The sequence below is a fragment of the Pseudomonas sp. RIT-PI-r genome, assembly GCF_001297015.1.
Lineage (GTDB): Bacteria > Pseudomonadota > Gammaproteobacteria > Pseudomonadales > Pseudomonadaceae > Aquipseudomonas.
In genome coordinates, this window is sequence record NZ_LIGE01000023.1 from 337,046 (window position 1) to 359,598 (window position 22,553).

A 22,553-nucleotide genomic window follows, 5' to 3' on the forward strand; every position below is an offset into this window, starting at 1 on the left:
CCTCTGAATATTTGAACCGTTAAACCGCGGCAGCGCCGCCGACGATTTCCGAGATCTCTTGGGTGATCGCAGCCTGACGCGCCTTGTTGTAGATCAGCTGCAAATCGCTGATCAAATCACCGGCGTTGTCGGTAGCGTTCTTCATCGCGATCATCCGCGCAGCTTGTTCAGCCGCGTTGTTCTCGACCACCGCCTGGTAGACCTGCGACTCAACGTAGCGGACCATCAAGCCGTCAAGCAGCTCTTTGGCATCCGGTTCGTAGAGATAGTCCCAGTGGTGCTTGAGATCCTGATCCGGGGTGGCCACCAGTGGAATCAATTGCTCCACGGTAGGCTGTTGCGTCATGGTGTTGATGAACTTGTTGGACACCACGGACAGGCGGTCAATACGGCCGTCCAGGTAGGCATCCAGCATCACCTTGACGCTGCCGATCAAGTCATTGATCGACGGCTCTTCACCCAGGTGGCTGATAGCTGCAACGACGTTACCGCCGAAGTTGCGGAAAAAGGCCGCACCCTTGCTACCCACGACACACAGATCAATCTCGACGCCGTTTTCGCGGTTTACCGCCATGTCCTTGACCAGGGCCTTGAACAGGTTGGTATTCAAGCCGCCGCACAGACCACGGTCACTGCTCACCACAACATAACCAACGCGCTTGATTTCGCGATCGATCATGAACGGGTGGCGGTATTCCGGGTTGGCGTTGGCCAGATGCCCAATAACCTGGCGGATACGCTCCGCATAAGGACGGCTAGCAGCCATGCGCATTTGTGCCTTGCGCATTTTGCTGACCGCCACTTTTTCCATGGCGCTGGTAATCTTTTGCGTGCTTTTGATGCTCGCAATCTTACTGCGAATCTCTTTTGCGCCTGCCATGTAACACCTATCAGGTTAGCAAGCGGGAGCCTCGCGGCTCCCGCTGCGGCTTACCAGGTTTGGGTGGCCTTGAACTTCTCGATACCGGCTTTCATGCCAGCGTCGATTTCGTCATTGAAGTCACCTTTAACGTTGATCTTGGCCATCAAATCGGCGTGATCGCGGTTGAAGAAAGCAATCAGCGCTTGTTCGAAGCTGCCGATCTTGGCGATTTCAATGTCAGTCAGGAACCCACGCTCAGCGGCATACAGCGACAGCGCCATGTCAGCGATCGACATTGGTGCGTATTGCTTCTGCTTCATCAGCTCGGTAACGCGCTGACCATGCTCAAGTTGCTTACGGGTCGCTTCGTCCAGGTCAGAAGCGAACTGGGCGAATGCCGCCAGTTCACGGTACTGAGCCAGAGCGGTACGGATACCACCGGACAGCTTCTTGATGATCTTGGTCTGAGCGGCACCACCCACACGGGATACCGAAACACCGGCGTTCACTGCAGGGCGGATGCCCGAGTTGAACATGGCCGATTCCAGGAAGATCTGACCGTCGGTGATCGAAATCACGTTGGTCGGAACGAACGCGGAAACGTCGCCAGCCTGGGTTTCGATGATCGGCAGTGCGGTCAGGGAACCGGTTTTGCCGGTCACTGCGCCGTTGGTGAACTTCTCTACGTATTCTTCCGAAACGCGGGATGCGCGCTCCAGCAGACGGGAGTGGAGATAGAACACGTCGCCTGGGTAAGCTTCACGGCCTGGTGGACGGCGCAGCAGCAGGGAAATCTGGCGGTAAGCCACTGCTTGCTTGGACAGATCGTCATAAACGATCAGCGCGTCTTCACCGCGGTCGCGGAAGAATTCACCCATGGTGCAACCGGAGTACGGTGCCAGGAATTGCAGCGCAGGAGATTCCGAAGCACTGGCAGCCACGATGATCGTGTTGGCCAGGGCGCCGTTTTCTTCCAGCTTGCGAACCACGTTGGCGATGGTCGATTGTTTCTGACCAATAGCTACGTAGACGCAGAAAATGCCGCTGTCTTTCTGGTTGATGATCGCGTCGATCGCCAGAGCGGTTTTACCGATCTGACGGTCACCGATGATCAGCTCACGCTGGCCACGGCCGACAGGGATCATGGCATCGACAGCCTTGTAGCCAGTCTGTACAGGCTGGTCTACCGACTTACGCCAGATCACGCCCGGAGCAACTTTCTCGACCGCGTCGGTCTCGGTGTTGCCCAGTGGACCTTTGCCGTCAACAGGGTTACCCAGTGCGTCGACTACGCGACCCAGCAGTTCCTTACCAACCGGAACTTCGAGGATGCGGCCGGTGCACTTGGCGCTCATGCCTTCAGCCAGAGACTGGTAAGCGCCCAGTACAACGGCACCTACGGAGTCTTGCTCCAGGTTGAGGGCCATACCGTAGACGCCGCCCGGAAACTCGATCATCTCGCCGTACATTACGTCGGCCAGACCGTGAATCCGCACGATGCCGTCAGATACGCTGACGACAGTGCCTTCGTTACGGGCTTGGGAGGTCACATCGAGCTTGTCGATGCGGCCCTTGATAATTTCACTTATTTCGGAAGGATTGAGTTGCTGCATTGCTCTGCTGCCCCTTCAAACTCAAGATTTCAATGCTTCGGCAAGTTTCGCGATTTTGCCGCGAATCGAGCCATCGATAACCAGGTCGCCGGCGCGGATGACGACACCACCTATAAGGGCAGCATCCTCCGCAACTTGCAGGCGCACTTCCCGGTTGAGTCGTGCACTGAGAACCTTGGCGAGTTTGTCTTGCTGTTCTTGGTTCAATGCAAAAGCACTGGTCACTTCAACGTCTACCGACTTCTCTTGTTCGGCCTTGTACAGGTCGAAAAGAGCGGCAATCTCCGGCAGAAGCGGGAGACGGTCGTTTTCGGCAACGACATTGATGAAGTTCTGTGCCTTGGCATCAAACTTGTCGCCGCACACGTCAATAAACGTGGCGGCCTTTTCTGCGCTCGTCAGTCGCGGGGCCTTGAGCACGCGCTGCATGGTGTCATCTTGTGACACCGCTGCAGCCAGGCCGAGCATGGCTGACCAATTGGCCAGTTGCTGGTGGGCCTGAGCGTGCTCGAAGGCCGCCTTAGCGTAAGGTCGGGCCAACGTGGTCAGTTCTGCCATGATCGCCCTCGCTTAGATTTCAGCAGCCAGTTGGTTAACCAGCTCTGCGTGCGCGTTTTGATCGATTGTGGCACCCAGGATCTTCTCGGCGCCGCCGACAGCCAGCAAGCCCACTTGGGCACGCAGCTTGTCTTTGACACTGTTCAGTTCCTGTTCGATCTCGGCTTGAGCCTGAACCTTCACACGGTCAGCGTCGACACGGGCCTTTTCAACGGCCTCTTCGACAATCTGGTTACCGCGTTTCTTGGCTTGCTCGATGATTTCAGCTGCCTGAGCTTTCGCTTCGCGCAGTTGCTGACCCGCTTTTTCTTGGGCCAACTCCAGGTCGCGAGCTGCACGGCTGGCAGCGTCCAGACCATCAGCGATCTTCTTTTGACGTTCGTGCAGAGCAGCGATGACCGGAGGCCATACATACTTCATGCAGAACAGTACAAAAATCAGGAACGCAACGGACTGGCCAATCAGGGTCGCATTAATGTTCACGCCAACACCTCGCAGTTACGTTGTCCATCACACCAAATTACCCGGAATATCCGAGTAATTAGCCAGCGATCTGACCAACGAACGGGTTCGCGAAGGTGAAGAACAGCGCGATACCAACACCGATCATGGTTACGGCGTCGAGCAGACCGGCAACGATGAACATTTTAACTTGCAGCATTGGAACCATTTCTGGCTGACGCGCTGCGCCTTCCAGGAACTTGCCGCCCAGCAGGCCGAAACCAATTGCGGTACCCAGTGCGCCCAGGCCGATCAACAGTGCAACAGCGATAGCGGTTAGACCAACTACAGTTTCCATCTTTCCTCCCGACTTTTACGTCGTATGGTTTAGGTTTTTTAGATTAAAGCGGTAAAACAAATCGTTTCAGGTGCCCTGTGAAGAGCCCCTTCCCGTTTGACCGGGAAGGACATCAGACTAGTCGAGACTGGCCTTAATGGTTTTCTTCGTGCGCCATCGACAGGTAGACGATGGTCAGCATCATGAAGATGAACGCCTGCAGCGTGATGATCAGGATGTGGAACACAGCCCACGCCCACTGCAGAACAACGCCCAGGCCGCTCAGCCAGAGCAGACCGCTGCCGAACATCACAGCGATCAGAATGAACACCAGCTCACCGGCATACATGTTGCCGAACAGACGCAGAGCCAGAGAGATCGGCTTGGCGATCAGGGTCACGAATTCCAGCAGGAAGTTCACCGGGATCAGCAGGGCTTGAACGAAGATGTTCTTGCTGCCGAACGGGTGCAGGGTCAGTTCGCCGATGAAGCCGCCGATGCCCTTGACCTTGATGCTGTAGAAAATGATCAGTGCGAAAACCGACAACGCCATGCCCAGGGTCGCGTTCGGGTCGGTGGTCGACACGGCGCGGAACGGGATGTGGTGATCACCGGTGATCAGGATGGCCAGCTGAGGAATCCAGTCGACCGGGATCAGGTCGACGGCGTTCATCAGGAACACCCAGACGAAGATGGTCAGTGCCAGCGGTGCAATCACCGGGCTACGGCCATGGAAGCTGTCTTTCACGCTGCCATCGACGAATTCGACCAATACTTCAACGAAGTTCTGCAAAGCACCCGGCTGACCCGAAGTCGCTTTCTTTGCCGCCATGCGGAAAAGAAAAACGAAGATCAGACCCAACGCGACCGACCAGCCGAGAGTATCGACGTGGAAAGCCCAGAAGCCCATTTCCTTGGCTTCTGCTGCGGTGTGGGCAAAGCCCCAGCCGCCGTTAGGTAGCTGACCGAAGGTCAGGTTCTGCAAGTGGTGCTGGATATAGCCCGAAGCGGTTGTTTCTGCCATGGTTGCCTCAAACGCCCTAAGGTCTCGAAAGTCTTGTTCTCATCAGCAGGGGAGCGAACCAGCTGACCGACTGAGTCAGCACGAACACGCCGAATACAGCTATCGGCGCCAGTGGCTTCACACCTGCAAACACCAGTGCAAAGAGCACTGCCGTCAAAATCAGTTTGCCTGCCTCGCCGGCATAAAATGACCGGACGATGGACTGGGCTGCTCGGGCGCCGGAAAACCGAAATGCCTTGTGAGCGAAATAAACATTGGGCAGCAAGGCTATCAGGCCTCCGCAAAGTCCCGAGTATCCGGCAACGACTCCGTGCCATTGCCAGAGCGCCAAAGCGGCAATCAGCAAAATGACAAATTGAGCCATTAACACCGGAAAAACCGCCAGGCGATGGAACGGCAGGCGGTTTGGCTTGCGGGTTTCCATCACTATTGCTCTCCAATGGTCGGCTGCCAGAATTCAATAACTTGGCATAATTTGTGCCGACAAAATGCGCGCAGAGTATAGGGGCGGTTCTGCCCCTATTCAACTGTCAGGTAGTGATTTCCGACTGCGCGCTACATGAGGAAATGTTTCAGCGGATGTGTGCGAGCACACCTTGAAGCTCATCGAGGGAGTTGTAACCGATCACCAACTGACCCTTTCCCTTCTTGCCGTGGCGAATCTGCACCGCAGAGCCTAGGCGCTCGGCCAGACGCTGTTCGAGACGGGCGATATCCGGGTCGGGTTTGGTCGCTTCCACAGGCTCCGGTTTGCCACTCAACCATTGACGAACCAGTGCCTCAGTTTGGCGCACGGTAAGGCCGCGTGCGACAACATGTCGCGCCCCTTCCACCTGTTGATTGTCCGGCAGACCGAGCAAAGCACGGGCATGGCCCATTTCCAGGTCGCCGTGGGAGAGCATGGTTTTGATGACTTCAGGCAGTGCAATCAGACGCAACAGGTTAGCCACAGTAACTCGGGACTTACCCACAGCCTCGGCAACCTGTTGCTGAGTGAGCTGGAATTCCTGCTGCAAACGCTGCAGGGCCACAGCTTCTTCGATCGGGTTGAGGTCTTCGCGCTGGATGTTCTCGATCAGCGCGATGGCGATTGCGGTTTCATCCGGGACATCACGAACCATGGCAGGGATGGTTTCCTGCCCGGCTTGCTGACTCGCGCGCCAGCGGCGTTCACCGGCGATGATTTCAAAGCGACCACCGCCAATCGGGCGTACCACGATCGGCTGCATTACGCCTTGAGCCTTGATCGACGCTGCCAGTTCTTCCAGCGCCTGCGGATCCATGTCCCGGCGCGGTTGATATTTGCCACGCTGCAGCAGGTCCAGTGGCAAGTGCTGCAATTCACGGGTGTCAGCTTGCGCCGCTTGTTCTTCCAGCGCGCTGACGGTCGGACCACTCAGCAGTGCATCCAGTCCACGTCCGAGACCTCGTTTCTTGACGGCCATGGGGATTCCTTAATTTGCCTGAGCGGCGGCGATGCGTGAGTTTTTGCGCTGACGACGAACCATCTCGCCGGCCAGGGCCAGATAAGCCAGGGCGCCACGCGATTGCTTGTCGTAGGCCAGCGCCGGCATGCCATAGCTCGGCGCTTCAGCCAGACGGATGTTGCGCGGGATCACCGTGTCGTAGAGCTGCTCGCCAAAGTGTTCCTTGAGCTGCGCCGAAACGTCGTTCATCAGGCTCAGACGCGGGTCGTACATCGTCCGCAACAGACCTTCGACTTTCAGGTTAGGGTTCAGCAGTTCAGCGATGCGCTTGATGTTATCCACAAGGTCACTCAAGCCTTCGAGCGCAAAGTACTCGCACTGCATGGGGATGATTACCCCGTCAGCGGCGACCAGTGCGTTCAGCGTGAGCATCGACAGCGACGGCGGGCAGTCGATCAGAATGTAATCGTAATTTTCACGGATCGGCGCCAGCGCGCTGCGCAGACGGCTTTCCTTCATCTGCATTTCCAGCAGCACTACTTCCGCAGCCGTCAGGTCGCGGTTGGCCGGCAGCAGTTGGTAACCGCCGTGCTCGGAATAGTGCATGGCCTGGGCCAGATCGCATTCGCCGATCAGCAGGTCGTAGACCGAGTTTTCCAGGCCGTGTTTATCCACACCGCTACCCATGGTGGCGTTGCCCTGTGGATCGAGATCGATCAACAGCACCCGGCGCTTGGTCGCGACCAGGGATGCTGCGAGGTTGATGCAGGTGGTGGTCTTGCCCACACCACCCTTTTGGTTCGCTATCGCGAATACCTTAGCCATTCTTGCTTGTGTTCCCAATCATGCCGTGCGGCGCAGTATCAGCAGATGGCGTTGGCCTTGGCAACCGGGTACGGCCAGGGCGTGTTCGCTATCGAGTTTGAAGTCTGCCGGCAATGCTACCAGCTCATCGGCCGGATGAACGCCCTTCATTGCCAGCCAGCGTGTATCGGCGTCGCCCAAGTGGCGAGTCCAGTTGGTGAAGTTTTCCATGCTGCTGAACGCCCGGGAAATGATCCCGTTGAACGGCTGCGCAGGCTGGAAGGCTTCGACACGACTGTGGATAACTTGCAGGTTATCCAGTTTCAGTTCGAGTTTGACCTGGGTGAGGAAGCGGGTTTTCTTGCCGTTGCTGTCCAGACAGGTCACTTGCGAATCCGGATACAGGATCGCCAACGGGATCCCGGGCATGCCGCCGCCGCTGCCGACGTCGAGCCAGCGACCGTTTTCGATGAACGACATCACGCTGAGACTATCGAGCAAGTGCCGCGACACCATTTCGTCCGGATCGCGCACGGCTGTCAGGTTGTAGGCCTGGTTCCATTTGATCAACAGGGCCAGATAACCCAGCAGCAACTCGTGCTGGGTTTCAGTGAGATTGACACCGAGCTCGCGGGCTCCTGTGGATAACTCTTCGGCGTGTTGCGAAGTGACCTTAGAACTCAAGCGCTTTGCTCCAACTGACGGCCCGCGCCGCGTTTTTTCAAATGAATCATCAACAGCGAAATCGCTGCCGGGGTCACACCCGGGATCCGCGAAGCCTGGCCTAGCGTCTCTGGTCGAGTCGCGCCGAGCTTGCTCTGGATCTCCTTGGAGAGACCGGAAATGTTGGTGTAATCGATATCCACAGGCAATTTCGTGTCTTCACTGGCGCGCAGACGGGCGATTTCGTCCTGTTGACGGTCGATGTAACCGGCGTATTTGGTCTTGATTTCAACCTGCTCGGCGACCTGTGGGTCTTCGGCGCCATTGCCGGTCACCTCGACCAGACCAGCGTAGTCGATTTCCGGACGGCTCAAGAGGTTGAGCAAGTTGTATTCGTGGGTCAGCGGTGTGCCGAATTTCTCGGCAATCGCATCGCCCTGCTGCGTGTTCGGGCGAACCCAAGTGCTTTTCAGGCGCTGCTCTTCGAGTTCGATGCTTTCGCGTTTCTTGCAGAAGGCTGCCCAGCGCGCGTCATCGACCAGACCGAGCTCGCGACCTTTTTCGGTCAAACGCAGGTCGGCGTTGTCCTCGCGCAGGATCAGGCGGTATTCGGCACGGGACGTGAACATGCGGTACGGCTCTTGGGTACCGAGGGTGATCAGGTCGTCGACCAATACACCGATGTACGCTTCATCGCGACGCGGGCACCAGGCTTCTTTGCCCTTGGCACGCAGTGCCGCGTTCGCACCAGCGAGCAAACCTTGGGCCCCGGCTTCTTCGTAACCGGTGGTGCCGTTGATTTGTCCGGCAAAGAACAGACCGCCGATGACTTTGGTCTCGAGGCTGTACTTCAGGTCGCGCGGATCGAAGTAGTCGTACTCGATCGCATAACCCGGACGCACGATGTGCGCGTTTTCCATGCCACGGATCGATTGCACGATCTGCAATTGCACGTCGAACGGCAAGCTTGTGGATATCCCGTTCGGGTATAGCTCATGGGTGGTCAAACCTTCCGGTTCGATAAACACCTGATGGCTTTCTTTGTCGGCAAAGCGGTGGATCTTGTCTTCGATCGATGGGCAATAGCGCGGGCCGATGCCTTCGATTTCACCGGCAGCGGAATACATCGGCGAACGGTCTAGGTTCGCCGCGATGATTTCGTGGGTGCGGGCGTTCGTGTGAGTAATCCAGCAACTGACCTGGCGTGGATGCTGTTCTTTGTTGCCCATGAACGACATCACCGGGATCGGCGTATCGCCTGGTTGCTCGGTCATCACCGAGAAATCCACAGACTTGCCGTCGATACGTGGTGGTGTACCGGTTTTCAGGCGACCGACACGCAGTGGCATTTCACGCAGACGGTGAGCCAGGGCGATTGACGGCGGATCACCGGCACGGCCGCCGGAAAAATTCTGCAAACCGATGTGGATAAGTCCACCGAGGAACGTACCGGTGGTCAACACCACGGAATCGGCGAAGAACCGCAGACCCATTTGCGTGACAACACCACGGACTTGTTCCTGCTCGACGATCAGGTCGTCAGCAGCCTGTTGAAATATCCACAGGTTCGGCTGGTTTTCCAGAATTTCGCGGACAGCAGCTTTGTACAGAATCCGGTCAGCTTGCGCACGGGTCGCCCGTACCGCTGGGCCTTTGCGGCTATTCAACACGCGAAACTGGATGCCGCCCTTATCGGTAGCCATGGCCATCGCGCCGCCGAGGGCGTCGATTTCCTTGACCAGATGGCTTTTGCCAATGCCACCGATGGCCGGGTTGCAACTCATGGCACCGAGGGTTTCCACGTTATGCGTCAGCAACAGGGTTTTTGCCCCCATACGTGCTGAGGCCAGTGCTGCCTCGGTACCGGCATGACCGCCGCCGATGACGATCACTTCAAAACGGGAAGGGAAATCCACCACGCACCTCGTGCCTGCTTAAGTAGGTAATTCAGGAATAGTTTGAGATCAGGTTTTCGGACCTGGTCGACAAGTATAGGGACTTCGCCCTTCCTAAAGAACCCTTTGCACAAAATTTAACCAGCTGTGGAGAACTCGAGGTTAAAAGAATAAAAAAGAGAGAAATTTATAAAACCTTTGTTTTTATGTTTATTTCTACTGAACCACCTTTCTGTGGATAGATCCCTACAGCCCTTTATATTCAATATGTACAGAGATTCAAAACCCTGTGTTCATGTGCCAATGAGGTCCTTGGATAACCGGTTTAAGCCTGTGGATGAAAGGGGTGGTTATCCACAGAGGGGTTTATATCCAGTTTTCAGGCCCTGTTATCAACTGCCCTTAGTGGCAGTTATTCACAGGGCTTAATCCCCAGAAAATCGATAAAACGGCGTTTTCCAGACGCAAAAAAAATCGCCAACGAGGGTTCGCTGACGACAAAGAAGCCGATGGAGGGAAGTGCGAGGGCTATTGTGAGAGAACGTAACAGAGGCTAATAATAGGCATTATCATTAACTCGCCTATTTTCCCATGTCCCTAACCGCCCACACTGCTGCGATCGAGCAAATCTACGAGCAACACCATTCGTGGCTATACGGTTGGCTCAAGGGAAAACTGCATGACGCCTGCGATGCCGCCGACGTCGCGCATGACACGTTTGTGCGGATTCTGGCGGCGCGCAATGCTGCACAAATACGCGAGCCACGGGATTATCTAGCGACCATTGCACGCGGTATGGTCATTGATCGTTATAGAAGACACGCCATCGAAGTCGCCTATTTGCAGACTCTGGCGGCTCGACCGGAAGCCACCGCCATCAGCGAGGAAGACAAGGCGCTGATCATCGAAACCCTGGTTGCTGTGGATAAAGCCTTGGCCGGGCTCGGTGCCAGGACCCAACACATCTTCATGCTGTCGCAGATAGATGGCCTGACTTATCAACAGATTGCCCTGCAGTTAAAGGTTTCGCTGACGACAGTGAAGAAGCACATGATCCGCGCCCTGACGGAATGTGCCCTGATCATGGCGCAACGTTGATGGCCATCGCCCCCAATCGCCAGATATTCGAAGCAGCCGCCAGTTGGTACGTGCAGTTTCAGGCAGATCCGCCGACGCTCGCCGAACAGAAGGCCTGGCAGCTGTGGATAGATAGCGACCCGGCGCATCTGGCGGCGTGGAACCAGATGGAACAATTGCAGCGCCACCTCGGCACGCTGCCACAGGATCTGAAACGTCGCGCGCTGAATAACGGCCAGCAACGCCGCCAGGTGCTGAAGTTATTGCTGCTTGCGGCGGGCACGGGGTTCGTGGGCTGGAATGTTCAGCAACACACTTCCTTGGGGAATGTCTGGGCGGACTATAAAACCGGCGTTGGCCAGCGTCGTAATATCACATTGGCGGATGGCAGCCAGATTCAACTCAACACCGACACTGCCATTGATGTGTCTTTCGACCCGGCGCAGCGGCTGATTCGCCTGCGCTCCGGCGAGATCCTCATTCAAACCGGCAAGCTTGGCGATCAACGGCCCTTTTTCGTCGAAACCCGGGATGGCCGGATTCAAGCGCTGGGCACGCGTTTCTCCGTTCACCTGTTATCTGGCTCAACTCGTGTTGGAGTGCTGGGAGATCGGGTCAGTGTTCAGCCCGGTGATACTTCAACGACCGCAAAAATCCTGCAGGCAGGCGAAGGCGCGGATTTTGATCGTCAGCACATAGGGCTCATTCACCCCTTCAAATCCTCCGAAGTGGCGTGGATCAACGGCCAACTGATCGTTCTCGATGCACGCTTGGGCGATGTTATCGAAGAATTGGGCCGTTATCGCAGCGGCGTTTTGCATTGCGACGCGCGTGCCCGGGAGTTGCGGGTATCCGGGACATTCCGCCTCAATTCAACCGACGCAGTCCTGGCGAATCTTCAGGCGTCACTACCGATCAACGTGCGCTATTTCACTCGTTACTGGGTCTCGATCAGCCACAACGTTTGAACGGAATTTCACCTGGGGAAAATAAATCGACAACAGGGTTATCTTTTTTTGCCCTGACCCGGCCTTACAGGTAATCGCGATAAACGCGGCTCTTTGCCACCTTCAGGGCTTATCCACACATGCGTCTTCCCACGTTTCGTCAGCGTTTTGCCTACCACTGCATTGCCTATAGCTTACTGATGACCAGTGCTGCTTCCTGCCTGGTACTGAGCCAAAGCGCCTTCGCTGCGACAACAGCCCAGCGTTACGCCATTGCTGCCGGTCCGCTGGACAATGCGCTGAGCCAGTTCGCCTCCGCCGCCAACGTGATTCTGTCGTTCTCGCCGCAACAGACCAGCCGCTTGCGCAGCGCCGGGCTCAACGGCAATTTCACTGTCGATCAGGGATTCGCTCAACTGCTGCAGGGCTCGGGTTTGCAAGCCGTACCGCAGGCACCGGGCAGTTATATTCTGCAGGCGCTACCGAATGGCGACTCACTGGAACTGGCCCCGACCAACATCAACGGGCAGTTGGCCAACCCGATGAACCTCGATTACGCCGCCGATATCGGCTACAAGGCGCAGAACAGTCGGATCGGTACGAAAACCAGTACGCCGTTGTCGGAAACGCCGCGCTCAGTGTCAGTCGTCACCGCCCAACGCATGAAGGATCAGAAATCTCAGACGCTCACCGAAGTGCTCGGCTACGTGCCGGGAATCTTCGCGCCACCCTTTGCCGCCGGCGACAGCCTGGCCGGGGATCTGTTCTACATTCGCGGTTTCAACGCCACCGATTACGGCTACGGTCTATTGCGCGATGGACTACGCGTTCAGGGCAATCGTTATGACACCAGCACCGAGCCTTACGGACTGGAGCGCGTCGAGATCTTCCGTGGCCCGTCTTCTCTGCTGTATGGGGAAAACGCTCCGGGCGGTCTGGTCAATCTGGTGAGCAAACGTCCGACTGCCGCCCCCCATGGCGAAGTGCAATTGGGTTATGGCTCGAACAACCGCCGGCAGATCGGCGTCGATGTCTCCGGACCACTCAATGACAGCGGCGATGTTCTCGGGCGCGTGGTGATGCTAGGGCGCAAGTCGGACACCCAGACCGATCATGTCCCGGACGACCGGATCTACATCGCGCCATCCCTGACCCTGAATTTCGATGATTTCAACACGCTGACTCTGCTGGCCAACTACCAGAAGGATCACACCAACATGGAACTTGGCCTACCCGCCGCCGGGACGTTGCTGACAAACCCCAACGGCAAATTATCCAAAGGCACCCTGCTCGGCGATCCGGACTGGAACACTTTCGAACGGGAAACCTGGAGCACCGGTTACGAATTCAGTCACTCGTTCAACGACGACTGGCAGTTCCGGCAGAACTCGCGCTACATGCAGTCGCGCATCACCCGTCACGAAACCTGGCCGGGTAACCTCAATAACGGCGGGTTCGGCACGCGCCTGAACATGACCGCGTACGATCGCTTCAACAAATCGATGGTGTATTCGCTGGATAACCAACTGGAAGGCAAATTCCAGGTCGGTGGTCTGGAAAACACCGTGTTGTTCGGCGCCAGCTACGACCGCACGTCGTTCAACCAGGACTGGAATGCCGGCATCGTCGGGCCGATCGATGTGTATAACCCGGTTTACCTGCGTGATCCGACCACGCCGATTGCGGTGCAAAACACCTTGCTCGAGCAACAGATGAAAGGCGTTTATGCACAGATCCAGAGCAAGTATGACCACTGGCTGTTCCTGCTGGGTGGCCGTCAGGACTGGGTCGACAGCGATTTCCGCGACAAGGTCGCCCAGTCGAGCAATATCAGTTCCGAGGACAAGAAGTTCACCTATCAGGGTGGGGTGATGTATCAGTTCGACAATGGCATGACGCCGTATGTCAGCTATTCCACTTCGTTCGTCCCGGTGCAGCAGATTTCCAATGCCGGCGCGCCGCTCGACCCGATCACCAGCAGCCAATACGAAGTCGGCCTGAAGTACGAACCGATCGGCTGGGACAGCGCATTCACTGCATCGGTGTATGACCTGCGTAAAAAAGACGACACCTACTTTGACGCCACCACGTCGAGCTACCGCCAAGTGGGCGAAAGCCGTTCCAAAGGCGTGGAACTTGAGCTCAACAGCAATCTGACCCAAAACCTCAATGTCACTGCGGCCTACACCTACACCGACGCGCGTATCACCAAGGATGCCGCCACCTCGTTGGTCAAAGGCCATCAAATGACCGGCGTGCCGCGCAATCAGGCCTCGGTCTGGGCGAAATACCGCTTTCACGATGGCGACTTGAAAGGCCTGTACGTGGGTGGCGGTGTGCGTTACTTCGACAGTGCGTTCGCTTACACCTCGCCGTCTCTCTACGGCAAGCTCGATGCCGGCGATGTCACGTTGGTGGATGCGGCGATTGGTTATCAGATCGACACGCACTGGAGCGTCGACTTGAACGCGAAGAACCTGTTCGATAAGGAATATGTGTCGGGATGCAACGATGCTGGCCGTTGCTATTGGGGTGAAGACCGCACCCTGCTCGGTACGGTCTCGTACAACTGGTAAACGAAATAGGGGCTGTGGATAAATTGTCCACAGCCCCCTTTTTTCATTTGCCGATACAGAAACTGGAAAAGATCCTTCCCAGCAGATCATCAGAGCTGAAGGCTCCGGTGATTTCCCCTAGAGAATGCTGGGCCTGACGCAAATCTTCGGCAAGCAATTCACCGGCACCCGCCAATGTCAGTTGGGCGCGACCGTGTTCCAGCGCGGCGCTGGCGTGACGTAGAGCCTCCAGATGGCGCCGGCGTGCACTGAAGCTGCTTTCCGAGGTTTGCTCATAACCCATGCAAGCCTTGAGATGGTCGCGCAGCAAGTCCAGTCCTTCACCGGCCGATTTTGCGCTCAAACTGATCGTCACGTGGCCGTCTTCGCTGGTTTCCAAGGTGATCTTTTCCCCGGTCAGATCGGCTTTGTTGCGGATCAGAGTGACTTTCGCAGGGTCCGGTCGGGTTTCGAGGAATTCCGGCCACAGGGCAAACGGATCCAGCGCTTCCGGCGCAGTGGCGTCGACCACCAGCAACACCCGATCAGCTTCGCCAATGGCTTTCAAAGCGCGCTCGACACCGATCTTTTCCACATGATCATCGGTATCCCGCAGCCCCGCCGTATCGACAACGTGCAGCGGCATGCCGTCGATGTGGATATGTTCGCGCAGGATATCCCGCGTGGTGCCGGCAATCTCGGTCACGATGGCCGCTTCACGTCCAGCCAACGCATTCAACAAGCTCGACTTGCCAGCATTCGGCCTACCGGCAATCACCACGGTCATGCCATCGCGCAACAACGCGCCCTGCCCGGCTTCGCGCAGTACTGTGGATAATTCATCGCGGACTTTGTCGAGCATGTTCAGCACATGGCCATCGGCGAGGAAGTCGATTTCTTCTTCCGGGAAGTCGATAGCGGCTTCGACGTAGATGCGCAGGCCGATCAGTTGTTCGGTCAAGTTATGCACACGCTGGGAAAATGCGCCCTGCAAGGAGCGCAGGGCATTGCGCGCCGCCTGTGCAGAACTGGCCTCGATCAAATCGGCAATTGCCTCAGCCTGGGCCAAGTCGAGTTTGTCGTTAAGGAAGGCACGCTCACTGAATTCACCCGGACGGGCCAAACGGCAACCCAACTCCAGGCAGCGCTTGAGCAACATATCCAGAACGATCGGGCCGCCGTGGCCCTGTAGCTCCAGCACATCTTCGCCGGTGAACGAGTTTGGCCCCGGGAAATACAGTGCCAGGCCTTCGTCCAGCACTTGCTGGTCGTCACTGAAAAACGGACCGTAATGGGCGTAACGCGGTTTCAATTCGCGGCCGCTGATGGCTTTCGCCGCCACGCTGGCCAGCGGCCCGGAAATACGGACGATGCCGACACCACCGCGACCTTGAGCGGTGGCGACAGCGGCGATGGTTTCACGAGGTACGCTCATTAACCGGAATCCAGACAAAAATGACAGATAGCAAAACGCCCCACTAGGGGGCGTTTTGAGTGGTTATCCACAGTGTAAATCAAGCGGCTGCTTTGGTAGCCCGTTCGATCTTACGCGTGATGTACCACTGTTGGGTGATGGACAGGCAGTTGTTCACAACCCAGTACAGCACCAGACCAGCCGGGAACCACAGGAAGAAGAAGGTGAAGATGATTGGCATCATTTTCATGACCTTCGCCTGCATCGGATCCGGAGGAGTCGGGTTCAGCTGCTGCTGGATAAACATGGTTGCGCCCATGATGATCGGCAGAATGAAGAACGGATCCTTGATCGACAGGTCCGTGATCCACAGCATGAACGGCGCCTGGCGCATTTCCACGCTTTCCAGCAGCACCCAGTACAGCGAAAGGAAAACCGGCATCTGCACGAGGATTGGCAAGCAACCACCCAGCGGATTGATCTTCTCTTTCTTGTACAGCTCCATCATGGCTTGCGACATTTTCTGCCGGTCATCGCCATGTTGCTCTTTCAGAGCAGCCAGTTTCGGCGCAACGGCACGCATGCGCGCCATCGATTTGTAGCTGGCGGCCGACAGAGGGAAGAAAAGACCCTTGATCAGCATGGTCAGGAAGATGATCGACCAGCCCCAGTTACCGACAATGGCGTGGATGTGTTGCAGCAGCCAGAAGATTGGCTGGGCAATGAACCACAGAATGCCGTAGTCGACGGTCAGTTCCAGACCTGGGGACAACTCTTTCAGCACAGCCTGGCTTTTCGGACCGGCGTACAGCACAGCGCTGGTTTCAACTTTGGCACCCGGTGCAGCGGTCAATGTAGGACCGGTGTAACCGATGATGTAGTTGCCTTTGCTGTCTTTACGGGTCTGGACGATATTGTTTTCGCCCTTGGCCGGAATCCACGCGGTCACGAAGTAGTGTTGCAGCCAGGCTACCCAACCACCGGTGACGGTTTCTTTCAGTTGTGCCTTGTCCATGTCCTTCATGGACACTTTCTTGTACGGCTCCGAACTTGTCCACAGGGCGGCGCCCAGGTAAGTCGCGGTGCCAGTAGCAGTAGTGGACGAAGGATCAGCGCTGTTATCACGCTTCAATTGAGCAAACATTGCGCCGTTCCAGGGCTGAGCGCTCTGGTTATCCACAATGTAGGAAACAGCTACGTCATACAGGCCGCGTTTCAGGGTGAAACGCTTGATGTAATTGACGCCGTCCTTGCTGAACTTCAGGTCTACGACCAATTGGTCCTGACCGTCAGCCAGTTGATAAGTCTTCTTCTCCGAGGAGTAGACCGGGCGACCGGCCGGATTTGCGTCCGGGCCATTGGTGCCGATCAGACCGCTTTGGGCCAGATAAACACGTTCGCCGCCGTTATCGAACAGCTGGAACGGAACATCAGGACGATCCTGACGACGTGGATACAAAGGCAAAGTCAGTTGAGCAACATCGCCACCTTGTGGATCGATCGCGAGATCGAGCACGTCGGTTTTGATCTGGATCAGATCCTTGCTGGCGGCTACCGGCGTTTCGGCTGGTGCGCTGGTATCGCTAGCGGCGCGCGGAATATCGTCACTGGCGGCAGCATTATTGCCAGTGGCGGTGTCCGGCAAACCGGATGTAGTCGTACTGGAAGCAACATTCTGAGTCGGCAAGGCAGCCTGACCGTAGTCCTGGTTCCATTTAAGGACCATAACGTAGGCCACGATTGCCAGGGCGACGATCAGGATCGTGCGTTTGATATCCATGATTACTCGGCCATCGAAGAAGAACGGGAGGTAGGGATAGGTGGAACCGGGTCATAACCACCGGGATTCCACGGATGACAGCGACCTAAACGACGAAAGGTCAGCCAGCCACCGCGCAGAAGGCCATGATTTTCGATGGCTTCATACGCGTAGCAGGAACAACTGGGGTAGAAACGACAGTGGCTGGCCATCAAAGGACTAATGGCATAGCGATAAAACTGGATCGGAACGAGGGCCAGTTTACGCATCGGTACTGTCTACCCCTACAGTTTCGGTTTTGACTTCTGGAACTGGCTTGCTGCGTGCCAGACGCTTCCAGAGCTTGCCGAAATGCTGAATCAATTCGGGGTTTTCTACATCGCCCAGACCTTTGCGCGCGACGATTACGATATCCCAGCCGACCAGTGATTCCTGGTGCAGACGGAACGATTCGCGCATCAAACGTTTGAGGCGATTGCGCTCAACGGAGAGCTTTACGCTCTTTTTCCCGATAACCAGCCCGAGACGGGGGTGATCAAGATCGTTGTTGCGTGCAAGGAGCAGGAGATTTTTCCCCGGAACCTTGCCGGTAGGGGAGTCAAAGACTGCCTTGAAATGCCGGGGGGTAAGCAGACGCTTTTCCCGACTGAAGTCCTGACTCACCTCCAGTACCGGATTATCAAACTGCCAGACGCGCACGACCTTTGGCGCGGCGACGCGACAGGACTGCACGGCCGTTCTTGGTAGCCATGCGAGCACGGAAACCGTGAGTACGGGCGCGTTTGATAGTGCTTGGTTGGAAAGTACGTTTCATTGTCGTGTTACCTGGTTCGTCCACAACGGGCCGGAATGGCCCCCGTTTTAAGAGACCGGGGATTCTAGAGAAAGCAAGCCTTCAGGTCAATTTCCAACCAGCGTTTCCTTATAAATAGATCTCGAGGTGTTCTTTGCCTGATCACCAGCTCGCCATACATAAAAATAAAGAAGGGAATTATTTAAAGCTTTTCTGTAAAGCTTATAAAAGCTAGGCACGCCTTCTTCTGTGGATAAGTGACACCAGGCCATGTTTTACCTGATGTACAGAGAATGACAACTACAGTGGAAAACCGTGTTCAGCCTGTGCTGCGCCATCGGATAACCTGTGCGTGGAATGGGCTGTTATCCACAGGCGAGTTATCCACCGAGTTCAACCCCCAGTTGTCCAGTGCCCTTAGAGGCGGTTATCCACAGAGCTTATTCACACACCGTTGGTCGCTTTGTTAACGGTTTACGCATTGATAAATCATGGTCACCGGGCAACCTGCATGTGGATAAGTGGACGGCTCGCCGCTACAATGGCCGCTTGTTTTTGCCTCACCGGCTTTCAACTTAGGGGATATCCGTGTCAGTGGAACTTTGGCAGCAATGCGTGGAGCTTTTGCGCGAGGAGCTGCCTGCCCAACAATTCAACACCTGGATCCGTCCACTACAGGTCGAAGCCGAAGGCGACGAGTTGCGCGTCTACGCACCGAACCGTTTTGTGCTGGACTGGGTCAACGAAAAGTACCTCGGTCGCGTCCTTGAACTGCTGGATGAGCATGGCAACGGCATGGCGCCTGCGCTTTCCTTGTTAATAGGCAGCAAACGCAGTTCCGCTCCGCGTGCCGCACCGAACGCGCCGCTTGCAGCCGCGCAGGTTTCCCAGCAGGCCCAGGCAAATGCCACGCCTGTGAATACGCCGGCACCCACGCAGACGCCAGCGCCGGCAGCCAAGCGTTCGACGCAGAAAAGCCCTGAAGTCAGCGATGAACCGTCTCGCGACAGTTTCGATCCGATGTCCGGTGCCGCTTCGCAGCAAGCCCCGGTCCGCGCCGAACAGCGCACCGTGCAGGTCGAAGGTGCGCTCAAGCACACCAGTTACCTGAACCGCACCTTCACTTTCGAAAACTTCGTCGAAGGTAAGTCCAACCAGCTCGCCCGAGCGGCGGCCTGGCAAGTGGCGGATAACCCGAAGCACGGCTACAACCCACTGTTCCTTTATGGTGGCGTTGGCCTGGGTAAAACTCACTTGATGCACGCGGTGGGTAACCATCTATTAAAGAAGAACCCGAATGCCAAGGTCGTGTACCTGCATTCCGAGCGTTTCGTGGCCGACATGGTCAAGGCGCTGCAGCTGAACGCGATCAACGAGTTCAAGCGTTTCTACCGTTCGGTGGATGCTTTGCTGATCGACGACATTCAGTTCTTCGCCCGTAAAGAGCGTTCGCAGGAAGAGTTTTTCCACACCTTCAACGCCCTGCTTGAAGGTGGCCAGCAGGTCATTCTCACCAGTGACCGCTATCCGAAAGAAATCGAAGGCCTTGAAGAGCGCCTCAAATCCCGCTTCGGCTGGGGCCTGACGGTAGCCGTCGAGCCGCCGGAACTGGAAACCCGAGTCGCGATCTTGATGAAGAAGGCCGACCAGGCCAAAGTCGAGTTACCGCACGATGCCGCGTTCTTCATTGCCCAGCGTATTCGCTCCAACGTCCGTGAGCTGGAAGGCGCACTGAAGCGTGTGATCGCTCACTCGCACTTCATGGGCCGCGACATCACCATCGAGTTGATCCGCGAATCCCTGAAAGACCTGTTGGCGTTGCAGGATAAATTGGTCTCTGTGGATAACATTCAGCGCACTGTCGCCGAGTACTACAAGATCAAGATTTCCGACTTGTTGTCCAAGCGCCGTTCGCGCTCGGTCGCTCGTCCGCGTCAGGTAGCCATGGCGTTGTCCAAGGAACTGACCAACCACAGCCTGCCGGAAATCGGCGATGTGTTTGGCGGCCGCGATCACACCACCGTGTTGCACGCCTGCCGCAAGATCAACGAACTTAAGGAATCCGACGCGGACATCCGCGAGGACTACAAGAACCTGCTGCGTACACTGACCACTTGATGAACACCAGCGCAGCTTATTAAGGCAAGGGACTAGACCATGCATTTCACCATTCAACGCGAAGCCCTGTTGAAACCCCTGCAACTGGTCGCAGGCGTCGTCGAGCGTCGACAGACCTTGCCGGTACTGTCCAACGTGCTGTTGGTAGTCGAAGGCCAGCAACTGTCGCTGACCGGTACCGACCTTGAGGTCGAGCTGGTCGGTCGTGTGCAACTTGAAGAGCCGGCTGAAACAGGCTCCATCACCGTGCCTGCGCGCAAGCTGATGGACATCTGCAAAAGCCTGCCCAACGATGCGCTGATCGACATCAAGGTCGACGAGCAGAAGCTGGTGGTAAAAGCCGGCCGTAGCCGTTTCACCCTGTCGACCTTGCCGGCCAACGATTTCCCGACGGTTGAAGAAGGCCCGGGTTCGCTGACCTGCAGCCTTGAGCAGAGCAAACTGCGTCGTTTGATCGAACGCACCAGCTTCGCCATGGCTCAGCAGGACGTGCGCTACTACCTCAACGGCATGCTGCTGGAAGTGTCCGAAGGCATCATTCGCGCCGTGGCCACCGACGGTCACCGTCTGGCCATGTGCTCGATGAAAGCTGATATCGGCCAGCCGGATCGCCACCAGGTGATCGTGCCGCGCAAAGGTATTCTGGAACTGGCGCGTCTGCTCACCGAGCCGGACGGCAATGTCAGCATCGTGCTGGGTCAGCACCACATCCGCGCGACCACCGGCGAATTCACCTTCACCTCGAAACTGGTCGACGGCAAATTCCCGGACTACGAGCGCGTGCTGCCTAAGGGTGGCGACAAACTGGTACTCGGCGATCGCCAGGCGCTGCGCGAAGCGTTCAGCCGTACCGCGATTCTGTCCAACGAGAAGTACCGTGGTATCCGTCTGCAACTGGCCAGCGGTCAGTTGAAGATCCAGGCCAACAACCCGGAGCAGGAAGAAGCGGAAGAAGAAGTGGGCGTTGAATACAACGGCGGCTCCCTGGAAATCGGCTTCAACGTGAGCTACCTGCTCGACGTGCTGGGCGTGATGACCACCGAGCAGGTTCGCCTGATCCTGTCCGACTCCAACAGCAGTGCGCTGGTGCAAGAGTCCGACAACGACGATTCGGCTTACGTTGTCATGCCGATGCGTCTGTAATCAGCTGACCCTGGATGTCCTTAAGTCGTGTTTCGGTCACCGCGGTGCGCAACCTGCACCCGGTGACCTTCTCCCCCTCCCCCCGCATCAACATTCTTTACGGCGCCAACGGCAGCGGCAAAACCAGTGTTCTGGAAGCCATTCATCTGCTGGGGCTTGCCCGTTCGTTTCGTAGCACGCGGCTTTTGCCGGTCATCCAGTACGAACAGCTCGCTTGTACCGTGTTCGGTCAGGTCGAATTGGCCGAGGGTGGGCACAGCGCGTTGGGCATTTCCCGTGATCGCCAGGGCGAGTTCCAGATCCGCATCGACGGCCAGAACGCCCGCAGCGCTGCGCAACTGGCGGAGATCCTGCCGCTGCAGTTGATCAACCCCGACAGCTTCCGTCTGCTCGAAGGCGCGCCGAAGATTCGCCGGCAGTTTCTCGACTGGGGCGTGTTCCACGTCGAGCCACGGTTCATGGCCACCTGGCAGCGTTTGCAGAAGGCCTTGCGCCAGAGAAACTCATGGCTGCGGCATGGTACACTTGACGCCGTTTCGCAAGCGGTTTGGGACAGGGAACTGTGCCAGGCCAGCGCTGAAATCGATGAATACCGCCGCGCTTACATCAAAGCCTTGAAACCAGTCTTTGAACAAACCTTGAGCGAACTGGTTGAGCTCGAAGGTTTGACGCTCAGCTATTACCGAGGCTGGGACAAAGACCGGGAATTGAGCGCCGTATTGGCTGGTTCCGTGCAACGGGACCAGCAAATGGGTCATACCCAGGCCGGACCGCAACGGGCTGATTTGCGTCTTAGATTGGGCGCACACAACGCCGCGGACATTTTGTCCCGGGGTCAGCAGAAGTTGGTGGTCTGTGCACTGCGGATTGCCCAAGGGCATCTGGTCAGCCAGGCCCGCCGCGGTCAGTGTATTTATCTGGTGGATGATCTGCCGTCCGAGCTGGACGAGGGCCACCGTCGCGCGCTGTGCCGCTTGCTGGAAGACTTACGCTGCCAGGTGTTCATCACCTGTGTAGATCACGAATTATTGAGGGAAGGCTGGCAGACGGAAACGCCAGTCGCTCTGTTCCACGTGGAACAGGGCCGTATCACCCAGACCCACGACCATCGGGAGTGAAGGCA

Annotated in this window: 22 protein-coding genes; 6 read left to right on the forward strand and 16 right to left on the reverse strand. The window is 56.8% G+C overall.

Features of this window, described 5'->3' with window-relative positions; translation table 11 throughout:
- Positions 1-19: 19 nt before the first annotated feature.
- The 11 genes from atpG to mnmG all read right to left on the reverse strand — a co-directional run bounded on the left by atpG (position 20) and on the right by mnmG (position 9,645).
- Positions 20-880, reverse strand: coding sequence for a F0F1 ATP synthase subunit gamma (gene atpG / locus AK821_RS11050; RefSeq protein WP_007911960.1), 861 nt, complete (start codon positions 878-880; stop codon positions 20-22).
- A gap of 50 nt (positions 881-930) precedes the next feature.
- Positions 931-2,475, reverse strand: coding sequence for a F0F1 ATP synthase subunit alpha (gene atpA / locus AK821_RS11055; protein ID WP_016984064.1), 1,545 nt, complete (start codon positions 2,473-2,475; stop codon positions 931-933).
- Positions 2,476-2,496: 21 nt separating this feature from the next.
- Positions 2,497-3,033, reverse strand: a complete 537-nt coding sequence (locus AK821_RS11060) for a F0F1 ATP synthase subunit delta (RefSeq protein WP_007911956.1) — start codon at positions 3,031-3,033, stop codon at positions 2,497-2,499.
- Positions 3,034-3,045: 12 nt separating this feature from the next.
- A complete protein-coding gene (locus AK821_RS11065; RefSeq protein ID WP_003229781.1) occupies positions 3,046-3,516 on the reverse strand; it encodes a F0F1 ATP synthase subunit B in 471 nt (156 codons plus the stop codon).
- Positions 3,517-3,574: 58 nt separating this feature from the next.
- Positions 3,575-3,832, reverse strand: a complete 258-nt coding sequence (gene atpE / locus AK821_RS11070; protein WP_003097235.1) for a F0F1 ATP synthase subunit C — start codon at positions 3,830-3,832, stop codon at positions 3,575-3,577.
- 133 nt (positions 3,833-3,965) lie between these two features.
- On the reverse strand, positions 3,966-4,835 hold the full coding sequence (gene atpB / locus AK821_RS11075; protein ID WP_008084413.1) for a F0F1 ATP synthase subunit A: 870 nt from the start codon (positions 4,833-4,835) through the stop codon (positions 3,966-3,968).
- A gap of 16 nt (positions 4,836-4,851) precedes the next feature.
- Positions 4,852-5,259, reverse strand: a complete 408-nt coding sequence (locus AK821_RS11080) for a F0F1 ATP synthase subunit I (RefSeq protein ID WP_008084411.1) — start codon at positions 5,257-5,259, stop codon at positions 4,852-4,854.
- 148 nt (positions 5,260-5,407) lie between these two features.
- Complete coding sequence (locus tag AK821_RS11085) at positions 5,408-6,280, reverse strand: ParB/RepB/Spo0J family partition protein (RefSeq protein ID WP_034152184.1); 873 nt, start codon at positions 6,278-6,280, stop codon at positions 5,408-5,410.
- A 9-nt stretch (positions 6,281-6,289) separates the two neighbouring features.
- Positions 6,290-7,087, reverse strand: a complete 798-nt coding sequence (locus AK821_RS11090; RefSeq protein WP_064389674.1) for a ParA family protein — start codon at positions 7,085-7,087, stop codon at positions 6,290-6,292.
- Between the two features lie 18 nt (positions 7,088-7,105).
- A complete protein-coding gene (rsmG, locus tag AK821_RS11095) occupies positions 7,106-7,750 on the reverse strand; it encodes a 16S rRNA (guanine(527)-N(7))-methyltransferase RsmG (RefSeq protein WP_007911906.1) in 645 nt (214 codons plus the stop codon).
- Positions 7,747-9,645, reverse strand: a complete 1,899-nt coding sequence (gene mnmG / locus AK821_RS11100) for a tRNA uridine-5-carboxymethylaminomethyl(34) synthesis enzyme MnmG (RefSeq protein WP_053125290.1) — start codon at positions 9,643-9,645, stop codon at positions 7,747-7,749. Before mnmG ends, rsmG begins: the two co-directional genes overlap by 4 nt.
- Positions 9,646-10,215: 570 nt before the next feature.
- On the opposite strand from mnmG, the gene AK821_RS11105 reads away from it, so the two are divergent.
- The 3 genes from AK821_RS11105 (at position 10,216) to AK821_RS11115 (ending at position 14,224) form a co-directional block, all read left to right on the forward strand.
- Complete coding sequence (locus AK821_RS11105; RefSeq protein ID WP_064389675.1) at positions 10,216-10,722, forward strand: sigma-70 family RNA polymerase sigma factor; 507 nt, start codon at positions 10,216-10,218, stop codon at positions 10,720-10,722.
- Positions 10,722-11,669: a FecR domain-containing protein gene (locus tag AK821_RS11110; protein WP_064389676.1), complete on the forward strand. Its 948-nt coding sequence runs from the start codon at positions 10,722-10,724 to the stop codon at positions 11,667-11,669. Before AK821_RS11105 ends, AK821_RS11110 begins: the two co-directional genes overlap by 1 nt.
- 119 nt (positions 11,670-11,788) lie before the next feature.
- Complete coding sequence (locus AK821_RS11115; protein ID WP_064389677.1) at positions 11,789-14,224, forward strand: TonB-dependent siderophore receptor; 2,436 nt, start codon at positions 11,789-11,791, stop codon at positions 14,222-14,224.
- 43 nt (positions 14,225-14,267) lie between these two features.
- On the opposite strand, the gene mnmE is transcribed toward AK821_RS11115, so the two are convergent.
- From mnmE to rpmH, 5 genes are all read right to left on the reverse strand, one after another.
- On the reverse strand, positions 14,268-15,638 hold the full coding sequence (gene mnmE / locus AK821_RS11120; RefSeq protein ID WP_064389678.1) for a tRNA uridine-5-carboxymethylaminomethyl(34) synthesis GTPase MnmE: 1,371 nt from the start codon (positions 15,636-15,638) through the stop codon (positions 14,268-14,270).
- Between the two features lie 79 nt (positions 15,639-15,717).
- On the reverse strand, positions 15,718-17,397 hold the full coding sequence (gene yidC, locus AK821_RS11125; RefSeq protein WP_064389679.1) for a membrane protein insertase YidC: 1,680 nt from the start codon (positions 17,395-17,397) through the stop codon (positions 15,718-15,720).
- Between the two features lie 2 nt (positions 17,398-17,399).
- The gene (yidD, locus tag AK821_RS29455; RefSeq protein WP_010465488.1) at positions 17,400-17,645 is read right to left on the reverse strand and encodes a membrane protein insertion efficiency factor YidD; all 246 of its coding nucleotides are present in this window, start codon (positions 17,643-17,645) and stop codon (positions 17,400-17,402) included.
- Positions 17,638-18,039: a ribonuclease P protein component gene (gene rnpA, locus AK821_RS11130; protein ID WP_064389783.1), complete on the reverse strand. Its 402-nt coding sequence runs from the start codon at positions 18,037-18,039 to the stop codon at positions 17,638-17,640. Before rnpA ends, yidD begins: the two co-directional genes overlap by 8 nt.
- Positions 18,040-18,055: 16 nt before the next feature.
- Positions 18,056-18,190 (reverse strand): 50S ribosomal protein L34, encoded by a 135-nt coding sequence (gene rpmH / locus AK821_RS29460; protein ID WP_003213577.1) that lies wholly within the window; start codon positions 18,188-18,190, stop codon positions 18,056-18,058.
- Between the two features lie 567 nt (positions 18,191-18,757).
- On the opposite strand from rpmH, the gene dnaA reads away from it, so the two are divergent.
- Genes dnaA through recF form a run of 3 tightly spaced genes read left to right on the forward strand, consistent with a single transcriptional unit; the run spans position 18,758 to position 22,548 of the window.
- A complete protein-coding gene (gene dnaA / locus AK821_RS11135) occupies positions 18,758-20,287 on the forward strand; it encodes a chromosomal replication initiator protein DnaA (protein WP_064389680.1) in 1,530 nt (509 codons plus the stop codon).
- Positions 20,288-20,326: 39 nt separating this feature from the next.
- On the forward strand, positions 20,327-21,430 hold the full coding sequence (gene dnaN / locus AK821_RS11140) for a DNA polymerase III subunit beta (RefSeq protein ID WP_007911887.1): 1,104 nt from the start codon (positions 20,327-20,329) through the stop codon (positions 21,428-21,430).
- 14 nt (positions 21,431-21,444) lie between these two features.
- On the forward strand, positions 21,445-22,548 hold the full coding sequence (gene recF, locus AK821_RS11145) for a DNA replication/repair protein RecF (protein ID WP_038359568.1): 1,104 nt from the start codon (positions 21,445-21,447) through the stop codon (positions 22,546-22,548).
- Positions 22,549-22,553: the final 5 nt, after the last annotated feature.

Coding starts and splice junctions, on each gene's coding strand:
- AK821_RS11115 (WP_064389677.1), top strand. CDS start 11,789: ATGCGTCTTCCCACGTTTCGTCAGCGTTTTGCCTACCACTGCATTGCC.
- AK821_RS11080 (WP_008084411.1), bottom strand. CDS start 5,259: ATGGAAACCCGCAAGCCAAACCGCCTGCCGTTCCATCGCCTGGCGGTT.
- AK821_RS11085 (WP_034152184.1), bottom strand. CDS start 6,280: ATGGCCGTCAAGAAACGAGGTCTCGGACGTGGACTGGATGCACTGCTG.
- AK821_RS11060 (WP_007911956.1), bottom strand. CDS start 3,033: ATGGCAGAACTGACCACGTTGGCCCGACCTTACGCTAAGGCGGCCTTC.
- dnaN (WP_007911887.1), top strand. CDS start 20,327: ATGCATTTCACCATTCAACGCGAAGCCCTGTTGAAACCCCTGCAACTG.
- yidC (WP_064389679.1), bottom strand. CDS start 17,397: ATGGATATCAAACGCACGATCCTGATCGTCGCCCTGGCAATCGTGGCC.
- atpB (WP_008084413.1), bottom strand. CDS start 4,835: ATGGCAGAAACAACCGCTTCGGGCTATATCCAGCACCACTTGCAGAAC.
- mnmE (WP_064389678.1), bottom strand. CDS start 15,638: ATGAGCGTACCTCGTGAAACCATCGCCGCTGTCGCCACCGCTCAAGGT.
- AK821_RS11105 (WP_064389675.1), top strand. CDS start 10,216: ATGTCCCTAACCGCCCACACTGCTGCGATCGAGCAAATCTACGAGCAA.
- atpA (WP_016984064.1), bottom strand. CDS start 2,475: ATGCAGCAACTCAATCCTTCCGAAATAAGTGAAATTATCAAGGGCCGC.
- atpE (WP_003097235.1), bottom strand. CDS start 3,832: ATGGAAACTGTAGTTGGTCTAACCGCTATCGCTGTTGCACTGTTGATC.
- rpmH (WP_003213577.1), bottom strand. CDS start 18,190: ATGAAACGTACTTTCCAACCAAGCACTATCAAACGCGCCCGTACTCAC.
- atpG (WP_007911960.1), bottom strand. CDS start 880: ATGGCAGGCGCAAAAGAGATTCGCAGTAAGATTGCGAGCATCAAAAGC.
- AK821_RS11090 (WP_064389674.1), bottom strand. CDS start 7,087: ATGGCTAAGGTATTCGCGATAGCGAACCAAAAGGGTGGTGTGGGCAAG.
- yidD (WP_010465488.1), bottom strand. CDS start 17,645: ATGCGTAAACTGGCCCTCGTTCCGATCCAGTTTTATCGCTATGCCATT.
- recF (WP_038359568.1), top strand. CDS start 21,445: ATGTCCTTAAGTCGTGTTTCGGTCACCGCGGTGCGCAACCTGCACCCG.
- AK821_RS11110 (WP_064389676.1), top strand. CDS start 10,722: ATGGCCATCGCCCCCAATCGCCAGATATTCGAAGCAGCCGCCAGTTGG.